Origin of the sequence: Micromonospora sp. NPDC048947 (genome assembly GCF_040649495.1) — a bacterium.
Lineage (GTDB): Bacteria > Actinomycetota > Actinomycetes > Mycobacteriales > Micromonosporaceae > Micromonospora > Micromonospora alfalfae.
The window spans coordinates 398,077-419,299 of the sequence record NZ_JBEZFO010000004.1; the positions used below are offsets into that span (position 1 = coordinate 398,077).

Annotated in this window: 18 protein-coding genes; 9 read left to right on the forward strand and 9 right to left on the reverse strand. The window is 69.7% G+C overall.

Annotated elements, in window-relative coordinates; all coding sequences use genetic code 11:
* Window positions 1-69: 69 nt before the first annotated feature.
* From AB0B98_RS09040 to AB0B98_RS09055, 4 genes are all read left to right on the forward strand, one after another.
* The gene (locus AB0B98_RS09040; RefSeq protein WP_357361648.1) at window positions 70-2,115 is read left to right on the forward strand and encodes a M6 family metalloprotease domain-containing protein; all 2,046 of its coding nucleotides are present in this window, start codon (window positions 70-72) and stop codon (window positions 2,113-2,115) included.
* Window positions 2,116-2,200: 85 nt separating this feature from the next.
* Window positions 2,201-2,635 carry a hypothetical protein gene (locus AB0B98_RS09045; protein ID WP_357361649.1) on the forward strand — a complete coding sequence of 145 codons (435 nt, stop codon included), beginning with the start codon at window positions 2,201-2,203 and terminating at the stop codon, window positions 2,633-2,635.
* Window positions 2,632-3,210 (forward strand): TlpA disulfide reductase family protein, encoded by a 579-nt coding sequence (locus AB0B98_RS09050; protein ID WP_357361650.1) that lies wholly within the window; start codon window positions 2,632-2,634, stop codon window positions 3,208-3,210. The genes AB0B98_RS09045 and AB0B98_RS09050 overlap by 4 nt, the downstream gene beginning before the upstream one ends.
* Before the next feature lie 206 nt (window positions 3,211-3,416).
* Entirely contained in the window at window positions 3,417-5,312 is a 1,896-nt protein-coding gene (locus AB0B98_RS09055; RefSeq protein ID WP_238668009.1) for a CocE/NonD family hydrolase, read from the forward strand.
* Window positions 5,313-5,552: 240 nt separating this feature from the next.
* On the opposite strand, the gene AB0B98_RS09060 is transcribed toward AB0B98_RS09055, so the two are convergent.
* Window positions 5,553-6,746: a DUF418 domain-containing protein gene (locus tag AB0B98_RS09060; protein ID WP_357361651.1), complete on the reverse strand. Its 1,194-nt coding sequence runs from the start codon at window positions 6,744-6,746 to the stop codon at window positions 5,553-5,555.
* Entirely contained in the window at window positions 6,743-6,949 is a 207-nt protein-coding gene (locus AB0B98_RS09065) for a hypothetical protein (RefSeq protein ID WP_357361652.1), read from the reverse strand. The genes AB0B98_RS09060 and AB0B98_RS09065 overlap by 4 nt, the downstream gene beginning before the upstream one ends.
* Before the next feature lie 101 nt (window positions 6,950-7,050).
* Here AB0B98_RS09065 and AB0B98_RS09070 point away from each other — a divergent pair, with 101 nt between their 5' ends.
* A complete protein-coding gene (locus tag AB0B98_RS09070) occupies window positions 7,051-7,938 on the forward strand; it encodes a TetR/AcrR family transcriptional regulator C-terminal domain-containing protein (protein ID WP_357361653.1) in 888 nt (295 codons plus the stop codon).
* 61 nt (window positions 7,939-7,999) lie between these two features.
* Here the strand turns inward: AB0B98_RS09070 and AB0B98_RS09075 are convergent, their stop codons facing one another.
* Together AB0B98_RS09075 and AB0B98_RS09080 are read right to left on the reverse strand one after the other, a co-directional pair.
* Window positions 8,000-9,085 (reverse strand): hypothetical protein, encoded by a 1,086-nt coding sequence (locus tag AB0B98_RS09075; protein WP_357361654.1) that lies wholly within the window; start codon window positions 9,083-9,085, stop codon window positions 8,000-8,002.
* A gap of 255 nt (window positions 9,086-9,340) precedes the next feature.
* Window positions 9,341-11,491 (reverse strand): hypothetical protein, encoded by a 2,151-nt coding sequence (locus AB0B98_RS09080; RefSeq protein ID WP_357361655.1) that lies wholly within the window; start codon window positions 11,489-11,491, stop codon window positions 9,341-9,343.
* 324 nt (window positions 11,492-11,815) lie between these two features.
* Between AB0B98_RS09080 and AB0B98_RS09085 the strand changes: the two genes are divergently transcribed.
* A complete protein-coding gene (locus tag AB0B98_RS09085; RefSeq protein WP_357361656.1) occupies window positions 11,816-13,018 on the forward strand; it encodes a low temperature requirement protein A in 1,203 nt (400 codons plus the stop codon).
* Between the two features lie 15 nt (window positions 13,019-13,033).
* Here the strand turns inward: AB0B98_RS09085 and AB0B98_RS09090 are convergent, their stop codons facing one another.
* From AB0B98_RS09090 to AB0B98_RS09100, 3 genes are read right to left on the reverse strand one after another with little or no spacing between them, the layout of a single operon-like run.
* Window positions 13,034-13,714 carry a GPP34 family phosphoprotein gene (locus tag AB0B98_RS09090; RefSeq protein ID WP_357361657.1) on the reverse strand — a complete coding sequence of 227 codons (681 nt, stop codon included), beginning with the start codon at window positions 13,712-13,714 and terminating at the stop codon, window positions 13,034-13,036.
* Window positions 13,711-14,430, reverse strand: a complete 720-nt coding sequence (locus AB0B98_RS09095; protein ID WP_238668000.1) for a hypothetical protein — start codon at window positions 14,428-14,430, stop codon at window positions 13,711-13,713. Before AB0B98_RS09095 ends, AB0B98_RS09090 begins: the two co-directional genes overlap by 4 nt.
* A 26-nt stretch (window positions 14,431-14,456) precedes the next feature.
* A complete protein-coding gene (locus AB0B98_RS09100; RefSeq protein ID WP_357361658.1) occupies window positions 14,457-15,338 on the reverse strand; it encodes an ABC transporter ATP-binding protein in 882 nt (293 codons plus the stop codon).
* Between the two features lie 107 nt (window positions 15,339-15,445).
* Between AB0B98_RS09100 and AB0B98_RS09105 the strand changes: the two genes are divergently transcribed.
* Window positions 15,446-16,600: a histidine kinase gene (locus AB0B98_RS09105; RefSeq protein WP_357361659.1), complete on the forward strand. Its 1,155-nt coding sequence runs from the start codon at window positions 15,446-15,448 to the stop codon at window positions 16,598-16,600.
* The gene (locus AB0B98_RS09110; RefSeq protein WP_357361660.1) at window positions 16,597-17,199 is read left to right on the forward strand and encodes a response regulator transcription factor; all 603 of its coding nucleotides are present in this window, start codon (window positions 16,597-16,599) and stop codon (window positions 17,197-17,199) included. Before AB0B98_RS09105 ends, AB0B98_RS09110 begins: the two co-directional genes overlap by 4 nt.
* Window positions 17,200-17,399: 200 nt before the next feature.
* Here the strand turns inward: AB0B98_RS09110 and AB0B98_RS09115 are convergent, their stop codons facing one another.
* Both AB0B98_RS09115 and AB0B98_RS09120 read right to left on the reverse strand, forming a co-directional pair.
* On the reverse strand, window positions 17,400-17,861 hold the full coding sequence (locus tag AB0B98_RS09115) for a barstar family protein (RefSeq protein ID WP_357361661.1): 462 nt from the start codon (window positions 17,859-17,861) through the stop codon (window positions 17,400-17,402).
* Complete coding sequence (locus AB0B98_RS09120; protein ID WP_357361662.1) at window positions 17,861-18,769, reverse strand: GNAT family N-acetyltransferase; 909 nt, start codon at window positions 18,767-18,769, stop codon at window positions 17,861-17,863. Before AB0B98_RS09120 ends, AB0B98_RS09115 begins: the two co-directional genes overlap by 1 nt.
* 223 nt (window positions 18,770-18,992) lie before the next feature.
* On the opposite strand from AB0B98_RS09120, the gene AB0B98_RS09125 reads away from it, so the two are divergent.
* Window positions 18,993-21,221, forward strand: coding sequence for a hypothetical protein (locus AB0B98_RS09125; protein WP_357361663.1), 2,229 nt, complete (start codon window positions 18,993-18,995; stop codon window positions 21,219-21,221).
* Window positions 21,222-21,223: the final 2 nt, after the last annotated feature.

Below are 21,223 nucleotides of genomic sequence, written 5' to 3' on the forward strand. Positions count from 1 at the left end.
CTGACAGATGTTCCACGGCACCCCCACCGGGACGCCAGCGCCGCGTTCCCTCCGACGAGAGGTGGTTCCGTGCACCGTGCTACCCCCCACCGCACCCGGCTGAGGCGGGCCGTGCTGGCCGCAGCCGTGGTGACCACGCTCGTGGCGACCGGCGCGGCGCAGGCCGCCGCGGCCCCGGCCAACCCGGCCGGCGGCACCGCGCCGTTCCAGGTCCTCGACCCGCAGGCCTGGCAGAACCCAGACACGATGACCTGGAATGACTACAAGGCCGTGCCCGGCAAGAACTGGGCCGACCCGAGCGTGTCCGGCTCGGTCCGCAACTTCAAGATCGCCCTGGTGGCGCTCGACTATCCGGACGAGACGTTCGCGGTCTCCCAGCGGGCCCGCTCGACGGTCTTCGGCAACCCGCAGTCCGTCGCGACGAACATTCCCCGGGCGGACGTGCCGAAGTTCTACCAGGACTTCCTGAACACTCCGAACACCCTCAACAAGGGCCACACGCTGCACGAGTACTGGATGCAGGACTCCAACGGCCGCTACGGCGTCGACCTCACCGGGTTCGGGCCCTACCAGATGCCGGCCAAGTCCTACCAGTACGGGCTGGACAATGGTTTCAACCCGGGCGCCTGCCCGAGCGGGGACGTGTGCGGCAAGAACATCCGCACCGACGGGCTGGGCGCCTGGCGGGCCGCCGTTGGCGAGGAGGTCGCCAACCAGTACGAGCTGGTGTTCATCCTCAGCGCCGGCCAGGACGAGTCGTCGACCTGGCAGGAGTTCGGACAGATGATCTTCCAGAACAAGGAGGACGTGCCGGACGCCTGGGGCCCGCCGGACCCCAACCTGCCGAACTGGGCGAAGACCCGCTACGTGGACTGGACCTCGTGGAAGGCGGCGGCGACGCTGTGGCCGAACGCCGGCGGCGGTTCCTCGACGCAGGGGGAGAGCTCCGGCATGGGCGTCTACGCCCACGAGTTGACCCACCTGCTGGGCATCGGCGACAACTACAACAACCCGTACGGCGAGCCGCTGCGCAGGGCGTACACCGGGATCTGGAGCATGATGTCGCGCGGGTCGTTCAACGGCCCGGGCGGTCCGCACACCCGCTGGCAGATCCCGCCGACCAACGGCGGCTCGATGGGCTCGCTGCACACAGTGCGGGACAAGCTCAAGATCGGCCTGCTCGGTGAGGAGCACGTGCTGCGGCTGTCGCGGGAGTCGCTGGCTTCCTCGGGCCTGGTGGTCGCGCAGGTCACGGCCCGGGCGGTCGACGCCGGCCCGAAGGGTCTGAGCGGCGTGAACATCGCGCTGAACAAGGACCTGTCGCCGACCTGTGGGGTCAGCACCGACCCGTTGTGCGACGGTGGCAACTTCAACAACTACACGGTCGAGGTCGTCGACCGGATGGGCGCGGACTCCTTCACCCCGGACAGCGGCGTGCTGCTGAGCAAGACGAAGAACGCCGACAGCGCGCCGTTCCAGTGGGTGGTGGACGCCAACCCGCAGGACATCGACATGATCGACTTCTACCGGCCCGACGGCACCCCGCAGAAGATCACCATGGGCGACTACCGGCAGCTCTCCGACGCGCTGTTCCACGCCGGCGCGGACACCGGCAGCCAGTACGAGTACGTCGACGAGGCCAACCGACTGCACTTCTACATCATCGACCTCAAGCGGGACTCGTCCGGCTCGCTCTCCTACACCGTCGCGGTGCGTTCGCTGGACGGCACCGGTGGGCCGAGCAGCCACGGCGTGCTGTTGGGCAAGGGTGAGGTGAGCAGCGGCGGCAAGCCGACCAACCGCGGGGTGACCTGCTCGTTCGAGCTGACCAACACCGGTACCTACTCGGCCGGCGGGCAGCAGCACCCGGAGAACGTCACTCCGTACCTGAAGTCGGACGTCTACCGCCTGTCGGCGGAGGTGGCCGGCAAGGGCTGGCGGACCTGGCTGCCCAACCAGCTCGCCACCGCGCAGTTCGGCAAGGCCACCACTGTCACCGTGTCGGTGGGTGCCACCGCCGCCGCCGCGAACACCGGTTTCGTGAAGCTCACCGCGACCTCGGAGAGCGACCCGACGAAGACGGTGACCAAGCAGTGCCGGGTCGAGAAGTCCTGACCTGCGCCCGAGGTTGACCCCGTTCCTGCCGGGTCCGCGGCGGTAGACCGCCACGGACCCGGCAGGCGGACGGAAGGAGGATGACGTGCGGCGAAGCATCACGACTCTGCTGCCCCTGCTGCTGGCCGGCGCGACCGGCTGCGCCACCGTCGGCGCCGCCCAGGAGGCTGTCGATCCGACGACCGTCCGGGTCCTGGTTCGCGACATCAACATCCGGGCCGCTGGCGTGGACTGCGCCGGCACCGGTCCGTACCAGCACTTTCACAACCGGGCGCCGTTCCGTGTGCTCGACCCGGACGGAGCGGCGCTGGCCAGCGGGCAGCTGCCGGCGGGGACCGCGGTGGCCGCCTTCGCCGAGGACCTGGGGGTCGAACGCCTGCCCACCTACTGCGAGTTCGCCGTCGGTGTGCGCGTGCCGCAGCGAACCTCCTACCGGCTGGAGGTGGACGGCCGGCCGGCGCTCGACCTGACGCCGGACAGCAGTGAGGGCCCGGCGCTGGTCGCGGTGGTCCCGTCATGAGGCGGGCACTTCTGCCGCTGTTGCTGGCGGCGGCGCTGCTGGGCGGATGCAGCACGCCAGAGCCCGTGCCCGCGCCGACGCCCGCCGGAGGGGCGGCGGAGCTGCCCGGGCCGGTCCCCACCGACCTGGCGTTGCGCCCGGCGCCCGGTACCGCCCCGGCCGCCCCGGCGTTCACCGGCGCGTTGACCGACGGCACACCATTCGTCGCCGCCGAGCTGTGGGCGCAGCGTCCCGTCGTGCTCACCTTCTTCAACTCCTGGTGCACCACCTGCGCCAGCAACCAGGCCGCCCTCAGTGAGCTGGCCCGCAGCTACCGGGACCGGGTGGTCTTCGTCGGCGTGGCCGGCGCGGACCAGGCCGACGAGGTCCAGGACTACCTCCGCAACCACCGGGTGGAGTACCCGGTCGTCCTGGACGACCAGCAGACGATCTGGCGTTCGTACGCCGTGCGGGAACCGCCGACCGTCGTGCTGGTGGCCAAGGGTGGCGCCCTGCTCCGCGGCTGGCCGGGCGGCCTGGACGCCCCGACACTCGACCGGCGGCTGCGGGAACTGGTGCTGGCCGGCCAGCCGTAGTCTCGTCACCCAGACACCTCGGTGCGACGCCGACCCGGCACCGGTCGGCGTCGCACCGAGGTCTTCCCGTGCCCGGCGCGCGCCTGCCCGCCGGGCGAGAGACGCAGCCCGTCGAACCACACCCGGCGAAGTTCCTACACGTGCAGGTGGTGGCACAGACAACCGGCTCGTAGCGTACGCAGCCTCGGACACATCAAGGAGAATGCATGCCTACAGTGGGAACGCGCTGGCGCACAGGCGTGGCCGTACTGTCCGCGACTGTGCTCGCCGCCCTCGGCGCGGCGCCGCAGGCGCTGGCGGCGGACGGCCCGCCGTCGATAGTCGTCCAGGACGGCGTCACCCAGCCGGTGTTCGGCTACGCCGACGCCATCCGGGAACGCCTGTTCATCGACTCCACCTTCGACAGCGACAACGACGGTCTGCGCGACATCATCGCGTTCGACCTGATGCGGCCGGCGGCCACCGCGCAGGGGCTCAAGGCCCCGGTGGTGATGGACGCGAGCCCCTACTACTCGACCGTCTGCCGAGGCAACGAGTCCGAATGCAAGGCGGACCTCGACGGCGACGGACTGCTCGACAAGTGGCCGCTGTTCTACGACAACTACTTCGTGCCGCGCGGCTACGCGGTCATCCTGCTGGACATGGTCGGCACCAACAACTCCACCGGCTGCCCCACCACCAACGCCAACCAGGACAACCTGAGCGCCAAGCAGGCCATCAACTGGCTCAACGGCCGGGCCACCGCCCGTAACGCCGCCGGCGAGGTCGTCAAGGCGGACTGGCACAACGGCAAGACGGGGATGATCGGCAAGTCGTACGACGGCTCGCTGGCCATGGCCACGGCGGTGACCGGCGTGAAGGGCCTGACCACTGTCGTGCCCATCAGCGGGCCGACCGAGTACTACGACTACGTGCGCAGCAACGGCGTGGTCACCCGTGGCAACAGCTACGTGTCGTCGCTGGCCAACACGGTCACCAACCCGGAGCGCCGGGACTACTGCAAGCCGGTACGCGACGCGATAGGTGCCGCCGACGGCGACGAGCACGGCGACTACACGTCCTTCTGGAACGAGCGCAGCTACGTCAAGAAGGTTCCCAACGTCACCGCCAGCGTGCTGCTCTACCACGGCCTCAACGACGACAACGTCCGGCCGGACCACTTCAGCAAGTTCTGGTACGCCCTGGCGGAGAACAACGTGCCGCGCAAGCTGTGGCTGTCGCAGGAGGGCCACGTCGACCCGTTCGACTCGCGCCGCGCGGTGTGGGTGTCGACGCTGCACCGGTGGTTCGACTTCTGGCTGCAGGGCGTCGCCAACGGCATCATGGACGAGCCCCGGGTGGACCTGGAGCGTGCCGCCGACGTGTGGGAGACCCACGCCGACTGGCCGATCCCCGGCAAGGCCGACACCGAGGTGTTCCTGCAGCCCGGCACCACCGGCGCGGGCGGTCTCGGGCTGGTGCCCACCGCGAAGCCGGCGACCGGGGCGTTCCAGGACAGCCGCACGCAGAGCCAGAACACCATGATCCTCAACCCGGACGTGGTGCAGCCCAACCGGCTGGCCTTCCTCTCCGCGCCGCTCACCGCGCCACTGCACATCTCCGGCACACCCACAGTGCAACTGCGGGCCTCCGCCGACCAGACCGACACCAACCTCGGGGCGATCCTGGTCGACTACGGCACCGACGAGCGGGTCGCGCACCGCGCCTCCGGCGAGGGGATCATCACCCTGGACACGTCGGACTGCTGGGGCGAGAGCAGCCCGACCGATGACGGCTGCTACAAGCAGACGGCGAAGCGGGTGGCCACCGCCGACTACGAGCTGGTCACCAAGGGCATCATGGACGCCCAGAACCGGCAGTCCATCCGCGTCGCCGTGCCGCTGGTGCCGGGGGAGTCGTACAACTTCAGCTTCCCGCTGCTGCCGGAGGACTACGTCTTCAAGCCCGGCCACCGGATCGGCGTGATCATCGTGGCCAGCTACCCGCAGTACTCCAGCCAGGCGGACACCACCGCCGCGAACCTGCAGGTCGCGCTGAAGAGCAGCAACATCGTCCTACCTGTGGTCGGCGGCACCGCCGCCGCGCACGCCGCAGGCCTCTGACCGGCTGACCAGCGGGCCGCCGCGAGCGGCTCGTCACCGGGGCGGCCCGGCGGTCAACCCTCCCGCGGAGGGTTGACCGTCGGGCCGTTCGGTCGTCATCGGATCTCGGCCGCCAGTGCCGCACACCGGCCCTCCGGCGGCTGACGGCCGCCGTCTCGTACTCGCCGCGTCGGCGGCGTCCTCGTGGTGCTGGTGCGGATCGCCGTCCGGCTGCGCGCAGCCGGTTGAGAGCTGTCGGGCCTACCGTCGCATGGCGGGTCGCCTGCCGTGGGTCCAGGCGCGCAACGCCCATTCGAACGGGCCGTACCGGAAGCGTCGCATCCACCACCAACTGGCAGCCACCTGTACCACGAAGATGGTCAGGGCGATGAGCAGCGTCTGCGCTGGCGAGGTGCGGCCGGCCAGCCCCAGCCCTACACCGGTGAAGACGAGCACGCAGATGAGCGACTGGCCCAGGTAGTTCGTCAACGCCATGCGTCCCGCAGGTGCCAACGCGTTCGCGACGCGCGGACGCCGCGTGAACAGACGTAGCAGAGTCGCGGCGTAGGCCGCCGCGAGGAACGGCGCGGTGACGATGCTGACCAGCAGTCCCGTCATGTTCGCCGTGCCGCCGCCGATCGCGAACACGGTGGCGCCGGCCAGGCCAACCGGATAGCCGACCCGCTCGCATCGGCGCAGCAGGTTCTCCCGGGTGTGCGCGGCGGCGAGCAACCGGTGCCTGCCAGCGGCCAGTCCGACGAGGAACGCGGCGAAGGCCAAGGGCCCTTGCACGGCAAGTGCGCCGAGCATCGCCGGCAACGAGCGCAGGTGCTCCAGGACGACATCATCGAACCCGCCGCGTAGGGCCTCCGTCGAACGCGCACCGGCGACGACCGCGGCGGCCTGATCCGGGACCACCGCGGCACCAAGAGCCGCGGCCAGACCTACCACGAACGCGAGAACACCCACGATGATCGCCGCCGCACGCAAGGCGGAGCGCGGCTCGACCCGCCGAACGGCGAGCAGCACGAGACCGAGCAACGCGTACGTGGTGAGGATGTCGCCGTGGAACAGCAGCACCGCGTGTAGTGCCCCGAGCACGAACAACCCGGACAGTCGACGCAGGAACGACCGGCCGAAGGCCGCCCCACGCCGGGCCGCCGAGTCGAGTTGCAGGGTGAAGCTGTAGCCGAACAGGAATGAGAACAGCAGGTACGCCTTCATTGCGAGCAGCAGTTCGACCGCACCTGCGACAAGCCGGTCGAGCGCACCGTACGCCGGATCGCTGACCAGTTGGAAGGCGTATCCGGAGCTGAAGTACGACACGTTGACCAGCAGGATGAGCAGCAGCGCAATCCCGCGCAACGCGTCAATGACGTTGATCCGGGCGTCGTGAGTGTTCTCCGCGGCCACATCCAGGCCATGGCCCTGCTGACCACGTCGGAGCAGACTCATGACATCGCTCCTCGAAAGACGACGGTGTCGGCGTACGAGGCAGCGACCGGGTCGTGGGCGCTGCTGCTCCCGCCCGGACCTCCTCCGGGGCCCAGGAAGGCAGTGAAACTGCCCGCGGCGATGCCGATGGTGGCGCCGTCCAGCGCGGTCGCCGGGCCATCGTGGGTCCTGCGAAGCGACGTCAGAAGAGCGAAATCAGTCATGTCGTACAGCGTATGAGTGCACTAGCAATCGGTAACAGTGAGGCTGGCCCCCGTATTCGTCTACCGGGTACCGTGACTGCACTAGTGCACGGGAGGCTGCTGTGGAGGAACCGCCGTACCGCCGGATCGCCGCCGGTCTCGCGGACCGGATCGCGTCGGGCGAGCTTGCGCCCGGGGCGAGGATCCCGTCGACCCGGCAGCTCATGGCCGAGTACGGGATCGCGATGGCGACCGCGACGAAGGTTCTGGCAACCCTGCGCGAACGGGGTCTCGTTGAGCCCATGCGGGGCGTCGGCACCGTGGTCGCCGCGGCCGGTGCGGGTAGAGCACCCGACCCCGACCGCGAGCAGGTGGTCGCCGCCGCCGTGGCCATCGCCGACGCCGAAGGGCTGCACGGCCTGTCGATGCGCCGGCTCGCCGGACAGCTCGGCATTCCGACAATGGCGATCTACCGGTACGTGGCCGACCGCGAAGAGCTGGTGCTGTTCATGATCGACGAGGTCATGGCCGACAACCCGCCGCCGGCCCTCACCCCGGACCGCGATGGCTGGCGGGCCTGCCTGGAGGCCTTCGCCCGGTTGCAGTGGGCGATGTACCGGCGGCACACCTGGCTGGCCCAGGCACTCTCCTTTACCCGGCCACTTCCGGCCCCGCACGCCATGGCCCACACCGAGTTCGCGATGCGGGCCCTGGACGGGCGCGGGCTCGACCTGAACGCACAGTTCACGGCGGCGGTGACGGTGGCCAACTACGTGCGCGGCACGGCGGTGAACCTGGCCGAGGAGGCGCAGGCCGAGCAGGACAGCGGCCTGACTGACACCCAGTGGATGGCGGCCCACGGAGAACGGATCGGCACGGTCCTGGCCGACGGGCGGCTCCCGCTGATGGCCCGCTTCATCACCGCCGACGACATGGTCTGGAGCCTGGACACGCTCTTCGAGTTCGGCCTCCAACGCCTCCTCGATGGCCTCGCCCCGCTCCTGCGATGACGTCCGGGGGGCCTTACCGCGCCGGCAGCAACGGGTCCGCCACCGCCGGCGCGGCCCTACGTCAGAGCCGGGAGGTGAAGGTGGCCAGGAAGCGATGCGGGGTGACTGCGCCGGTGTTGTCGAAGCAGATGACGTCGACGTCGGCGTTGGTGGTGTACGTCCAGGGTTGGGTGAGGTGGCAGTAGTTGCTGCCAGCGCCCTGCGCCACCACCTGGGCGTGCGTCTCCTTGATGCCGACCTGCGGGAAGGTCGCCAGGTAGCGGCCGGCGGGCGCCAACGGTGCCACCGTGTTCGCACCGACACCGAGCACCGAGTTGTCGTTTGTCGGCCCGCCGACGGCGGTACCCAGGTAGCCGAAGTACGAGGGCGGGCCGAGGGAGCCGATCACCGGCCGCCGACGGTGGTACGAGAGGACGAAGTCGGTGTTGATGAACGCGCCGGCCTGGTCGTAGCAGAAGACGTACACCTGCACGCCGGTGCCGACAGCGCTCCAGGAGTAGACCTTGCAGCGGCGGGGACCGGCGTTCGGCTGCACGGCGGTGACCTGCACGTTGCCGGCGAGCACTCCGGCCAGTCCCACCCCGGGCAGCCGCACCAGGTACTGCCCGACGCCCACCGGCCCGACCGTGTTCACGACACCGGTGGAGTTGTACGACTGCGCCACCAGGCCGCTGGTCCACTGCACGTACGCGTGGGAGGTGCCGGCCGGCAGCACGCCCGAACTGGTCGTCCAGAGCACTGTGAACGGGGTGTCGTCGCGCGTGCCGCCCGGCTTGTGGCACTGCACGTCGACGATCTCGTCGGCGCCGGACTGGAACCAGCGGACCACCTCGCAGTAGTGACCGGTCCGGTTCACCGGGGTCACGTGCGGCACGCCCCGTGAGCTGGCACCTATCTGCGGGAAGCGGACCTGGAACCGGCCGGGCGCGAGCTTGATGCCGTCGGCCCAGGCGGCCGGGAACGCGGTCTTCCAGCTACCCCACTGCCGGCTGGTGTCCAGCACGGTCCAGGCCGGCACCGTGGGGTCCTTGACGTACGCGAAGCCCCAGCGGTCGGCGGTGGCCGCCACGGCCGGTGCGGGCGGCGTGAGCGCGCCGGCGGCCAGGACGGCGGCCAGTGTTGCGGTGACGAACGATCGGAGACGCATCTGTCCTCCAGTCGACGGGAACATGTCGGAGAGGAGTGTGCGCGCAGTGATTTCATGGTCGCAGTCAGCTACCTTGTGCGCTGATGTCGGCTGTCCGCTACCCGTAACGGAGCTTCTGAGCAGTGCAGGCGCACGGGGGCGCTTCGGGTCTGCTGCCGCTGACCGCACCAGCCGAGGCCTCAGGCACCCTGGGATCGATGCCCTGGACGGCGGATCCGGTGAACGACGCCGAGCAGCCGGCGCGCGAGCGTCTGCTCAGCGGAGGCGGTCGGCCAGGTCACGCACCGCCTCAGTGAACGCCTCATCAGATTCGCAGGGGCGGTGTCCCTTGATCGGTGGGGGAAAGATGTCGCCGGACGGAGGTGTGACGCCGTACGGGTCGCGAAGCCGTCGGTCCACAGTCGCCTCTCGGTCGGATACGCCGGGTGCCTCGTCGGGTCGTTGCGGCGCGAAGACGCGACCCCCGATGGGGTCGGTGTCCCGCCACAGATTCACCCACCGCCAGTCCACCCGGTTGGCGATCTCGTGGATCACCTCGTCGCTGACGTACGCGGGAAAGAGTCGGGCGTACAACCGTCGGAGGGGCGAACCGTGGGTCAGCAGCGCGACCCGGTCGGTGACCCGTGGCGGCAGTTGGAGCACCGTCGCGGCGAGCAGGACGGAGCCGTGGCTGTGTCCGGTGAGCACCACCGCGTTGCCGGAGTCGACGAGGTGGGTGATCCGGCAGGTCAGTTCGGGAACGGCCCGTTCGGCGTAGCACGGGGGCGCGAACGGGTGCGCGGCTCTGGGCCAGAAGGTGCCCAGGTCCCACAGCACGCCGACGTACCGGCGGAATCCAGGGGTGCGATAGGCGAAGATTCCGCCGAGGACCAGGCCGACGATGAGGGCGGCGATCAGATAGCTGCCGACACCGATGCTGAAGTCGACGAAGCCGACCGGCAGCCCGACGTGGCGCTGGACCAGTTCGCTGGGAGGCGTCGGCAGCAGGCCGAGCGCGACCGCCGCCAAGCCGATCCCGGCAAGGCAGGCGTAGACAACCGCGAGCGGCACCAGCCGCTCGGTGAACTGGGCGCGGGCCAGGGTTCTGCGCACCTGCCGCAGCCGCGGCGTGGCATTGGTCGGCGCGTCTGGGAAGTCACGAGCGACGATCGCGGACGCGGCCCGGATCCGGCCCGGTCGTGACGCCACCGACACCACGCCGGCAATGGCCAGCGTCGCCAGCACCGCCACCGAGAAGCCGAGGATCGCCCAGATACAGGCCTGTGGTGGGCTGGTGATCAATGCCTCCGCGGTCGGCGCGCCCCGGTTCAGGACGTCGGACACCCGATAGAGCAGTTCAGCCGAGAACGTGAGCGCCAGACTGATCGCGGCCACGGAGGTCGCGAGGGCGCCGAACCCGAGCGCGGGCGGGACATCCGTCTTACCCCGGTGCCAGAACAGCACCACCCCCAGGGCAGCCAGCAGCACCGCCTGACCGATGAACAGCCCGACGACGGTCAGGTTGTAACCGGGCAGCCCGTTCCGCTCCGGCCAGGAGGCCGTGCTGGTCAGGACGTGGATCCAGACCAGCACGGTCAGGCCGAGGGCGATCGTTCGCAGCACGCTGACCAACCGGTCGAGCCGCCACTCCGTGGGCGTGGTCAGGGGTGGGGTGCAGAGCAGAACCGCACACATGATCAGCAGGAGTCCGGCAGTTGCCGCCAGCGCGACGGTGCCGACCGACAGGTTCTGTGCGGCCCGGGCACCGAGCAGACTGAGGTCCAGCGTGGCAAACGCCGCCGCGACGTGAATCGAACGCAGTCGACCAACCAGCGGCTCATTGTCCCACCGGCCGACGGCGGTGAGCCGGTTCGCCGCAAGAGGCTGGCCTGCCGCGCGAAAGACGTGAGACGGGAGCGCCGGGCGAGCGCTGAGCCCCCACACCAGGCTGATGGCCGCAGCCGGCACCAGCGCGAGTACCGCCAGACGCAGTCCGGCAGGACGCCCGCCGAGCCAGGAGAGCCAACTGCGTCCGGCCAGGCACTCCGGTGAGGACATGCACTTCCACGCAATCACATCCAGTGCGATCCCCACGATGCTCAGGACGTACATCGTGGTCAGGGTGAGCGCCAACAACCGGCACAGGGCCTTGATCACCGGGTCGGAGCCGGCTCCGGCCGGACGCATCCAGATGGCGAGGTTGATCAGCATGAAGGGCAACAGGATCACCATCGACAGCGTTCGCACCGCGTTGCCAGCAGGCAGGTTGTTCCAGCGGTAGGCCTCCAGCGTCACCCCGCCGGCCTGGTCGCCCTCGTGGTTTCCCGGTCGCGGCCGGTAGAAGCCGCCCCGATGGTCGCCCGCCACCTGCTGCACGTGCGGTCGATCCAGCAGGTCATCCGGGCCGGTGGCGGAAACCTCGTGCACTCGCAGTTCCACGACGCCGTCAGCCCCAGAGCGCCCGCCCCCGTGTCGCTGATCCATCCGGTACCGGCCCCCGGCGTGTACGAGGCGCACACCGACCCGCTCGGCTGATCCGACGGCGCCCGCGTGGCGCAACGGGCGTACCCCGCGAAGGGAGATGCAACCGCCGTGCTCGTAGCGCGCCGCTTTGTGCCGATCACCCGTGGCGGACCGACCCGACTACCAAGAGGTGTATGGTCCGCCGGCATTCTTCGGGTATCGACTCGACGACCTGTCCGGCGTGGTACCAATACCCGGATAGGCCAAGCCGGCAGGAATGGGCGGCCAATGTCGACAAGGGCAGCAGCGCTGCTGCGGAAACCCGGGCAACCGCAGCGACCGAGCCTTCTGGAACTCTTCTTCGACCTGGTCTTCATCTTTGCCCTCAATCGGGTCTCGCAGCGGCTGGTCGAGGAGTTCACCGAGCAGCGAATCGTCCTCATCGAGGCTGGCGAGGCGCTGGTGTTGCTGCTGGCCTTCATGGTGCTGTGGTTCGTCACAGCATGGGTCACCGACCTCTACGATCCGCAGCGGCCGCAGCTTCAGGTGCTGGTCTACACGGCAATGCTCGGCGCGCTGGTGATGGCGGTCGCGGTGCCGCAGGCGTTCGGTGACAGAAGTCTGGCCTTCGCTGGTGCGTACGTCGCCGTCCACATCATTCGTGGGCTGGTCATCGTGCCGCTGCTGCGCGGCCACGAAGCTCAGCGCCGAGCGGCTGGAGTGTTCTTCTGGTTCACGCTGTCGGCGGTGCCGTGGATCGTCGGCGCGATAGTGACGGATCTGGCCCGCAGCCTGCTGTGGACGATCGCGATCGCCATCGACGGCGCGGCACTGCTGCTGTTCTATCCCGCGCCGTGGTCCCGCCCCACCCAACGGCAGTGGCCCGTCCTTGCCGAATACCTGTCCGAACGCTACCGACAATTCTTCATCATTGCTCTGGGCGAACTGATTCTGACGACCGGCTCGGCCTACAGCGACACATCGTTCCGGCGCGGCGGAGCCGCGGCAGCCTTCGCGGTTTCTTTCATCACCACTGTTCTGCTGTTTCGCGTCTACGTCTTCCGGGCGGGCCAGTTGTTGCCCGAAGCCATCAGAGCCGCCGCTGAGCCTGCGCACCTCATCCGGGAGGCTTTCCTCGCGCACGTACTCATGGTGGCCGGGATCGTCGCCGTTGCCGTCGGATACGAAATCGTGATCGAACATCCGTTCGGGCACACCAACACGGCGTGGATCCTCGTCGTCCTCGGCGGACCGATGCTGTTCCTGATCGGGCGAGCCCTGGTGGAACATGCCGTATTCGCCCGGGTGTCCCGTTCTCGGATCGTCGGCGCTGCGGCGCTTGCCGGCGCCTCGCCGTTCATGACCCTGCTGCCGCCGCTGGCCGTGGCCGTCACCGCCGTCATCGTCCTCGCCGGCATCGCCGCCTCCGACGCCGTCCACGCCAGGGGTAGGCCTCCCGAACGGCCGCACCCGGCCAACGCCAGGCAGTGAACGGCGGCTGCGTCTCTAGCTTCGAGGGAGCACGGTGATGGCCACGACGGCGCTGTTGACGACAGTGGCCGTCACGGTGCGGGTAACGGCTGCCGCCGCGGCGTCGGCACCCCAGTCGCCCCGCTCGAGTTCCTTGGCTCGGCTGATCACCGATGACGTCCACGGGATCTCGCTGTCGAACTGCGGGAGCGTCCCGCTCGCCGAGAGCAGCGCCGCGAGCGCGGCGATCCGGGCTTGCGGCTCCGCGCCGTCCACGAGGACCCGCCGAACGTCGGCGAGCAGGCGGGGCCGTCGTTCGGTTCGGCCCTCCCGCAGGGCTGTCGTCCGGAACAGGCCGAGTACTTTACGCGGCTCCTGGTCGATGTCGCCCCGTGTGATGAGCCGCTGCAACAGCGGCGCCCGCAGGGCGGGACCGATCGCCGCCAGTGCCGTCTGCACCCCTCGGGGTTTCTCGGCGAGGTAGTCCCACGCCGGCCGCAGCAGGCCGTCCGACGGCGGGTGACCCGCCACGCTGCTGACCCGTCCCCGGTCCGTCGTGGTCAGGTGGTCGCCGAGGGCGAGGTCAGCGAGGACGGCTCCGCCGAGGACGTAGAAGAGGGTGTTCTCTCCCGCTATGGTCCCGGACCTGGGTTGGAACAGGAGCAGCAGGAGATCTTCCACAAGGGTCGGGGCGTCCGGCCGGGGATCGGTGGTCATCGGCGGGGCTCCCAGCGGAAGAGTCGGGTGGCCAGAGCGACGGCGACGACGACCCAGCCGAGCGTGGGCGCGAGCAGGAGCAGGGAGTCGGTCACGGCGACGCCGCCGTTCCAGGCGTTCATGGTCAGTTCGGTGGCCGCGCCGCCGGGCAGCAGCCGCTTGAGCCAGGCGAGGTTCTCGGTGCCGGTGATGCCGACCCAGCTGGCCATGGCGATCACCCCGAGGGTAACGGGCAGGGTGGTGACCTGGGCGTGTTCCGGGGAGTTCGTGAGGCCGGCCGTGGCCAGCGCCAGCCCGATCATCATGGCCACTGTCGCGAGGACCGCCACCACCAGCAGGGCGACATTCGCCGGTGCGCCGGCGACCACGGCCAGGGCGGTCAGAATCGCTGTCACCTGCACCACGGTGAGGACGACCACGGGCAGCAGTAGGCCGGCGAGGATGCCGGCGTCGCCTTCGGCGGTGGAGCGCAGTCGCTTGAGGAAGAGGTTCTGGCGTCGGGAGGCCAGGGTGGTGACGGCCGTGGCGTAGAGCCCGAACGCGGCCACTGTGAACAGCACGATCGCGGCGATGTAGCCGAGGCTCCCGAGGTCGGCGTAGGTCTCGTGCTGACGGACGAAGAACGCGGAGACCGCGGCCGGGATGATGAGGCTGGTGATCAGCACCAGCCGGTTGCGGAAGATCTGGATCAGTTCGCTGGACGCGATGGAAAACACGATGAGGGACCTCTCGGAAGAACGAATCAACTGTTGATGGCGCGGAAGACGTCGTCGAGCCGGGTCGGGCCCGCCGCCAGGTCCCGCAGCTCCACGGCGTTGTCCTGCGCCCAGCCGAGCAGGAGGTGCAGGTCCTTCTGCAACTCGAAGGACTCGACCACCACCTTCCCGTCGGCGTCGACGACCGCCTGCAGCGGTAGCGGCGGCACCGGCGTGGCAAGGGCGAAGCGGATCACGCCGGGCAGAGTGTGGGTCAGCTCGGAGACCGTGCCCTCGCGGTGCAGGGTGCCCTGGTGCATGAGCCCGATCCGGTCGGCGCGCTGCTGCGCCTCCTCCAGGTAGTGGGTGGTGAGCACGATGGTGGCACCGTTCTCCCGCAACCGGTCCACCGTCGCCCACACGGCGTCGCGGGACTGGATGTCGAGGCCGGTGGTCGGCTCGTCCAGGAAGAGCAGCTCCGGGGTGCCGTAGACCGCTGTGGCGAAGTCCAGCCGCCGCTTCTCCCCGCCGGACAGCTGGGACACCTTGCGGCCGGCTCGACCGGTCAGGTCGACCACGTCGAGCACGCGGTCGACGTCGTCGGTACGCCGGGTGAGCCGGCCGATCAGGCCGACCGACTCACGGACGGTGAGGTCCGGGGAGAAACCACTCTCCTGGAGCATGACTCCCATTCGGGGACGTACCGCTCTCCGGTCGTCGGGGCTGTGCCCGAAGACGCGTACGGTGCCCGAGGTTGGCCTCCGGTGTCCCTCGACTACCTCCAGGGTCGAGGTCTTTCCAGCTCCGTTGGTGCCCAGCAGCGCGTACAGCTCTCCGGGTCTTACCTCGAAGGAGAGGTCCTTGACGGCGTGGAAGTCGCCGTAGGTGAGGTTCAGCCGTTCGACTTCGATGACTGGTGTGGTGGACATGTACCCATGACAGCGCGGGCGCGGCCGACCCGGCAGTGGCACCACGTCATCACCGCATGTGACGTGGTGTCACTGGTCAGGGCCCCTGACTGCCGGATACTGGCGTGGTGACCGCGAGATCGCCGCGCTTCACCGAGTCGACGCAGGGAAGGCTGCGCCGGCTCAACCTCGCGACGTCACTGCCGCCGGTGGTGTTCGCCGCGGCGATCCTGCTCTACACCGACGCGCGTACCTGGTGGCACATCGTCGTCCTGGCACCCGGGGCCGTGGCGGGCGTGGTGGCCTTCGAACGGTGGACGGCGAACGACCTCGCCAGGGTCGCACTGCCCTGCCTGGTCGTAGCGGCAGCGGTCTGGCCGCTCGGGGTCCTGGTGACCGGCAGCCCGAACGCCTACTGGGGCTTCTGCGCAGTAGGTTCGCTTGCCCTGCGCGAGGTGCGACGACGCCGGAAGCTGGTGATGGCCGGGCTGTTCGCCTACGTCGCCGCCGTCGGCGCGGCGCGGCTGCTGGTGCAGCCTGACGACATCGGTCACGTTCTGGTCACCTACGTTCTCATCCCGACCGCCCTCACCATCATCGTGACGGTCTTCACCGTGGTGGGCGAGCGGTTCTACGACCTCATCCGGGAACTCGAACAGACGCGGGAACGCGAGGCGGAGCTGGCAGTGGTCCGGGAGCGCGTACGGTTCGCCAGCGACCTGCACGACATCCAGGGCCACACCCTGCACGTGGTCAAGCTGAAGATAGCCCTGGCCCAGCGACTGCTGCTCCGCGACGCCGCTCGCGCGGAGAAGGAGCTGCGGGAGACGTACACGCTGGTCAGCGACACCATCGCGCAGACCAAGGAGCTCGCCTACGCGCAACGGCGACTCAACCTCACCGCCGAGATCGAGAACGCGAAGAACCTGTTCGAGGCTGCCGGCATCCGGGTCCGGGTGACCCGGGAGGCCGAGGTGGATGCCCGCGCCAACGAACTGCTCGGGCAGGTGCTGCGGGAGACGACCACCAACATCCTGCGGCATGCGCAGGCCACCCAGGTGCAGATCACGCTCACCGCGTCGGGCATCACCATCGTCAACGACGGCGTGACCGCCACCACGGCCCCTGAGCTCAGGGGACTGGCGGCGCTGAGGCAACGGGTGGCGGTCGACGGAGGTGAGCTGACCGTGGAACAGAAGGACGGGCGGTTCCTGACCGCCGCGGTCTTCCCACCCATTCGGGCCGACGCGGCCCCGACGGTAAGCGGGAAGGACGGCCGATGACCACCATCGTGCTCGCCGACGACGAGGCGCTGCTGCGCACGGCCCTGGCCGCGCTGCTGCCGATGGAGGGCGACATCACCGTTCTCGCCGAGGCGCAGGACGGTGTGACGGCGATCGCCGCCACCCTGCGGCACCGGCCCGACGTGCTCGTCATCGACCTGGAGATGCCGGGCGTGGACGGCCTGGGCGCGGTCGCCGAGATCCGCCGCGAGCGACCGGAGCAGGTGATCCTCATGCTCACCCGGCATGCCCGCCCCGGCGTGCTGCGCAAGGCGCTGAAGCTCGGCGTCCAGGGCTTCGTCAGCAAGTCCGCCGAGCCGGCACACATCACCTCGGTCATCGCCACCCTGCACTCGGGGAAACGCTGGATCGACCCGGACGTGTCAGTGCTCGCCGTCACCGAGGACAGCCCTCTCACCGACCGTGAAGCCGACGTCCTGCGGGTCACCGGCGAGGGTTACTCGGTCGCCGACATCGCCGCTCGGCTCCACCTCGCTCCGGGCACCGTCCGCAACTACCTCTCCAACGCGATGCGCAAGACCCAGACCCGGACCCGCCACGAAGCGGCCCGCTACGCCCGCGAACACGACTGGCTCTAGACGCGTCCACCGTCGCCGACCGTCAGTTCCGGCCGTTGACGGAGAGGTCCGACGCGCGGTTGGTGGCCTTCGCTGTGGACACCGAAGCGGGCCGGACGGTTCGATCTGATGGTGATCAGCGAACCCGTCTCGGTGAGGCGTTATCGCCGTCCGCGCGTTCGGTGCGCGGACGGCAGGCGACGTCGCGACTATCGACGATCTCACCGCATCTTGTGGACCGCACGGGCGATCTCCTGCCGCAACAGAGTCGCCTCGTTGTCGCTGTCGCAGAGCAGCACCACTGCGAACTCTGGCTGGCCGAACGGGCTGGCCCAGTGATGAACGGCCTGCACAAGGATCTGGAACAGCGTGTGCCGATCCTCGGCACTGCTCGACAGCACCCGGGGCGCGTTCTCGACAACGATGAGATACCCGTCCGCGGGCAACCAGTTCAGATCGCGGAGACAGTCGGACAGCGCGGCCCAGTTCCAGCCGAAGTAGCCCGGAAAGAACAGCGCGTCGGAGAACTCGTAGAAGGCGTGGTCCGCATCCGTCATCCTCGTTCCGTCGAGCCGGGCGACGACGAACCTGCCCGCTGCCGGTAACACCGCCGCCAGCTCGACCAGGGCACTGCGCGAGCAGACCACGACCTGATCGGTGGAGCCGTTCCCCCACCTGCTCATCACACGATGACCAGGTTGGCCATGTCGACGACCGGCCGGTAGCCGAGGGCGGCGTAGATCTTGTTCGACGTCGGGTTGGCCTGGTCGGTGAACAGGCAGACCCGCGCACCCTCGGCCTGGATTCGGCGGGAAACCTCCGCGACCGCGTTGCTGGCCCAACCGCGCCCCCGCTGGGCCGGCGGTGTGTACACCGGGCCCACGCGGGCCACCCCGAACGACGGTGGGTTGGCACCGGTGAGGTGCACCGGCTTCCCGGTCTCGTCGACCCAGAACCACAGCCGTCCGGCGTGGAGCCGACGCAGCACCTCAGCGTGGTCGGGCGCTTCGTGCGCACTCGTACCGCGTGGGCGGCCCGCCTGTTCGTCGGCGTCGCCCATGAACGCGGCGAGCCACTCCGTGACCAGTCCCGCGTCGTTCTCGGTCGCGGCCACCAAGCCGCCAGGCACCGGCGGCGGCCATGTCAGCTCGCCGAGCGCGTGCAGCCGTGTGTGCTGGGAGACCTGGACCTCACCCCCACCGAGCCGGGCCAGCGCGGTGGCGCACAGGTGGACCGTGGGCAGGGCCCCGTTGACGGCGAGGACCTCCTCCCCGCGATCGTGCAACGCGTGGGCCAGCGCAACGGCCGCCTCGTCGGGCATGGGCAGCAGGAATGGCGGATAGGGGGCATACGGCGCCGCGCGCATTCCGGCACCGACAACGGCGCCGGAGTCGTCGCTGACCACCAGCCACCAGTTGCGGTCGGGCTGCGGGATCCCCTCGGCCCGCTGCGACAACAGCCGGTGCGCGATGGTGGTCACGACCGTGCTGACGACCGGATCGGCGCCCAGGTAGCCGCCCGCAGTGGCCAGGAACTCGCCCGGATCGCTGAGGAACCGCAGCCGCAGTCCGGTCCTCGGGACAATGCTCATCCGCGTACGCTAGCCACCGCCCACCACACCGACACGGGAATTTTGTACGGCCCGAGGACCTGCGAACGCTGAGCCAACCGTGCGGGCGGGCCCACGGTTGGTCCCGGTCGGGCGGGGTACACCGCCGCTAGTGGCGCGGGGACTGGGTTCACCCGGCTGGGCCACCGAAGGCGCTTCGGAGGGGCCGATGTCGGGTGCGTCAGCGCGGTCAAGCGGGCCCGGGATGTCCGATGACGTGGTGGAGCTGCGGGTACACGGGGCCGCCAGCGCGAGCGCCGCCCAGGTGTTGAACGTGGCGCAGGTCGAGCAGGTCGCGGGCGACCGCAGTGGGGGCTTCTACCGACCCCACCGCCCATGTTCGTGCGGCAACGGCGAACGGGTGACGGAGGCGTACCGCTGGGGTGACCTGCCCGCCGGAAGCGTGGTCCGAACACTGACGTTGGTGTTTCTCCTGCCGTTCATGCTGGCCAACCTGGCGATCTGGATGCGACCGGCGAGCCCTGGCTCCGACGCGACGGTCAGGTCCCTGTGCCGTTTGCTGGCGCTCACCCTCACCGCGCTGTACGTGCTTGCCTTCGTCGGCGTCACGCTGGACGTGATCGCGTGGAAGTGCATGGGCTCGCCACGATGCCTGGCCGGGCGCACCTGGATGTCCTGGTTGGGTGGGCAACCCGTGGGCCTGCGCCTCGCGGTCCTCGCTGTGGTTCCGGCCGCCGCCATCGGCGTGCTCTGGCGGGCCAGCACCCGGCCGGGAAGGATGTTCGACGCGTTCCGTGCTCCCGCGGACGAGGTCTCCGAGCATCGACTCGGCGGGATCGGTCAGTGGGACGCGGGGCCGCTGGTGGGTCGGCTGCGCTCGGTTCACGTCGCGGCGGCGTTCGCGACACTGGACGTCGCTCTGCTCGCCGCCCGAGCCGCGAACGGCGCCTCGGCCAGCACGATCGGGTTGGCCGTGGCCACCGGGACGGTGCTGGCCAGCTGCCTGGTCCTGCTCTGCATGCCTGCGCTGCTCGACCGGGCCGCCTCGGATCGGCGACTGGACCGAATCACACGCACGGTGCGGACGGTAGCCGTGGCCCTGACCATCGTGGTGACGGCCCACGTCCTCGCCAGCCCAGCGCCGTGGCACGAGGGGGGCGGGCTACCCGGCTACGGCGCAATTCTCACCTCGCTGTTCGTTGCCCAGACGACCCTGCTGGCCGCCCTCGGCGCGGTGCTGCTCTGGCGCCGGGTTCGGCGGCGCGACGCCATCCCCCTGCTCGGGCTTGGGGCACTGGTGATGGCGGCCAGCGCGGTGAGTCTGGCGGTGGCGGTGTCCGCCGAGTTGGTCTACCGGGTGGCGGACTTCCTGGACCGTGACGCGCCGACCGGAGAGGGCCTGGCCTCCGGTCTGCCGCCGGCGTTCACCTGGGCGATCTTCGGCTTTCTCCGGACAGTGCTGTTCACGCTGGTGGTTGCGGTTCCGGTCGTCCTCATCTCGCGACGCCGTCGACTCCGTGCCGCTGCGGCGATTGTCGCCTGCGACTACCCGGACCGCCCGCCCGCAGCCGCGACCCGACTGCGGCAGGCGCAGAAGGCGATAGCCAGGGCCCGCTTCACCGAGAGACTGATTCCGTTGGCGGTGGTCTACGCCTGCCTGGCCGGGATCGGCACGGCCACCACCACCCTCGGTCTGCTGGACTTGCTGCCGAGCGAGTCCGTGCAGCGGTACGCACGGGTGCCCGGCGACCTGATCACCTTCTCCATCGCGTTCGGCAGTTGGGGGATCGCCGCGATCATCCTCGGCCTGACCATCGGTGGAATCTTCGCCTACCGGACAGTCGAATTCAGGCGCCACGTTGGTGTCCTCTGGGACCTGGGCACGTTCTGGCCCCGGGCCGCCCACCCGTTCGCGCCACCCTGCTACGCCGAACGAGCCGTGCCGGAGTTGACCCGACGAATCACGTACCTGGTCGGACGCGGCAACCTCGTGCTGCTCACCGCACACAGCCACGGCTCGGTCCTGGCCGCCGCGACAGTGCTCCAGTTACCGCCCCAGGTCAGTAGTCGAGTCGCTCTGCTCACCCATGGGTCACCACTGAGCCGACTCTACGCGCGACTGTTCCCCGCCTTCGTCGACGACGAGGTGCTGCACGAGATCGGCGCTCGCGTGGACTGGCGGTGGGTGAATCTGTGGCGCGACACCGACTCGATCGGCGGCTGGATATTCACCGCCCACCGGGCGACCACGTCGGTAACCGTCGGCAGGACGGCGGCAACGGTGGACCGCCGGTTACGGGATCCCGCCGACGTGGTGCCGCTACCTGGCGACAGCGTCCCGCCGCCGATCCAGGGACACCGGCCCCGCGGATCGGAGCAGCGGTACGCCGAGGCGGCCCAAGAGTTGATCGAGCGCCTCCGCCAGCCGGTGGACCCACTACCGCTTCCGGGCGACCCGGCGACCGGGCACTGACG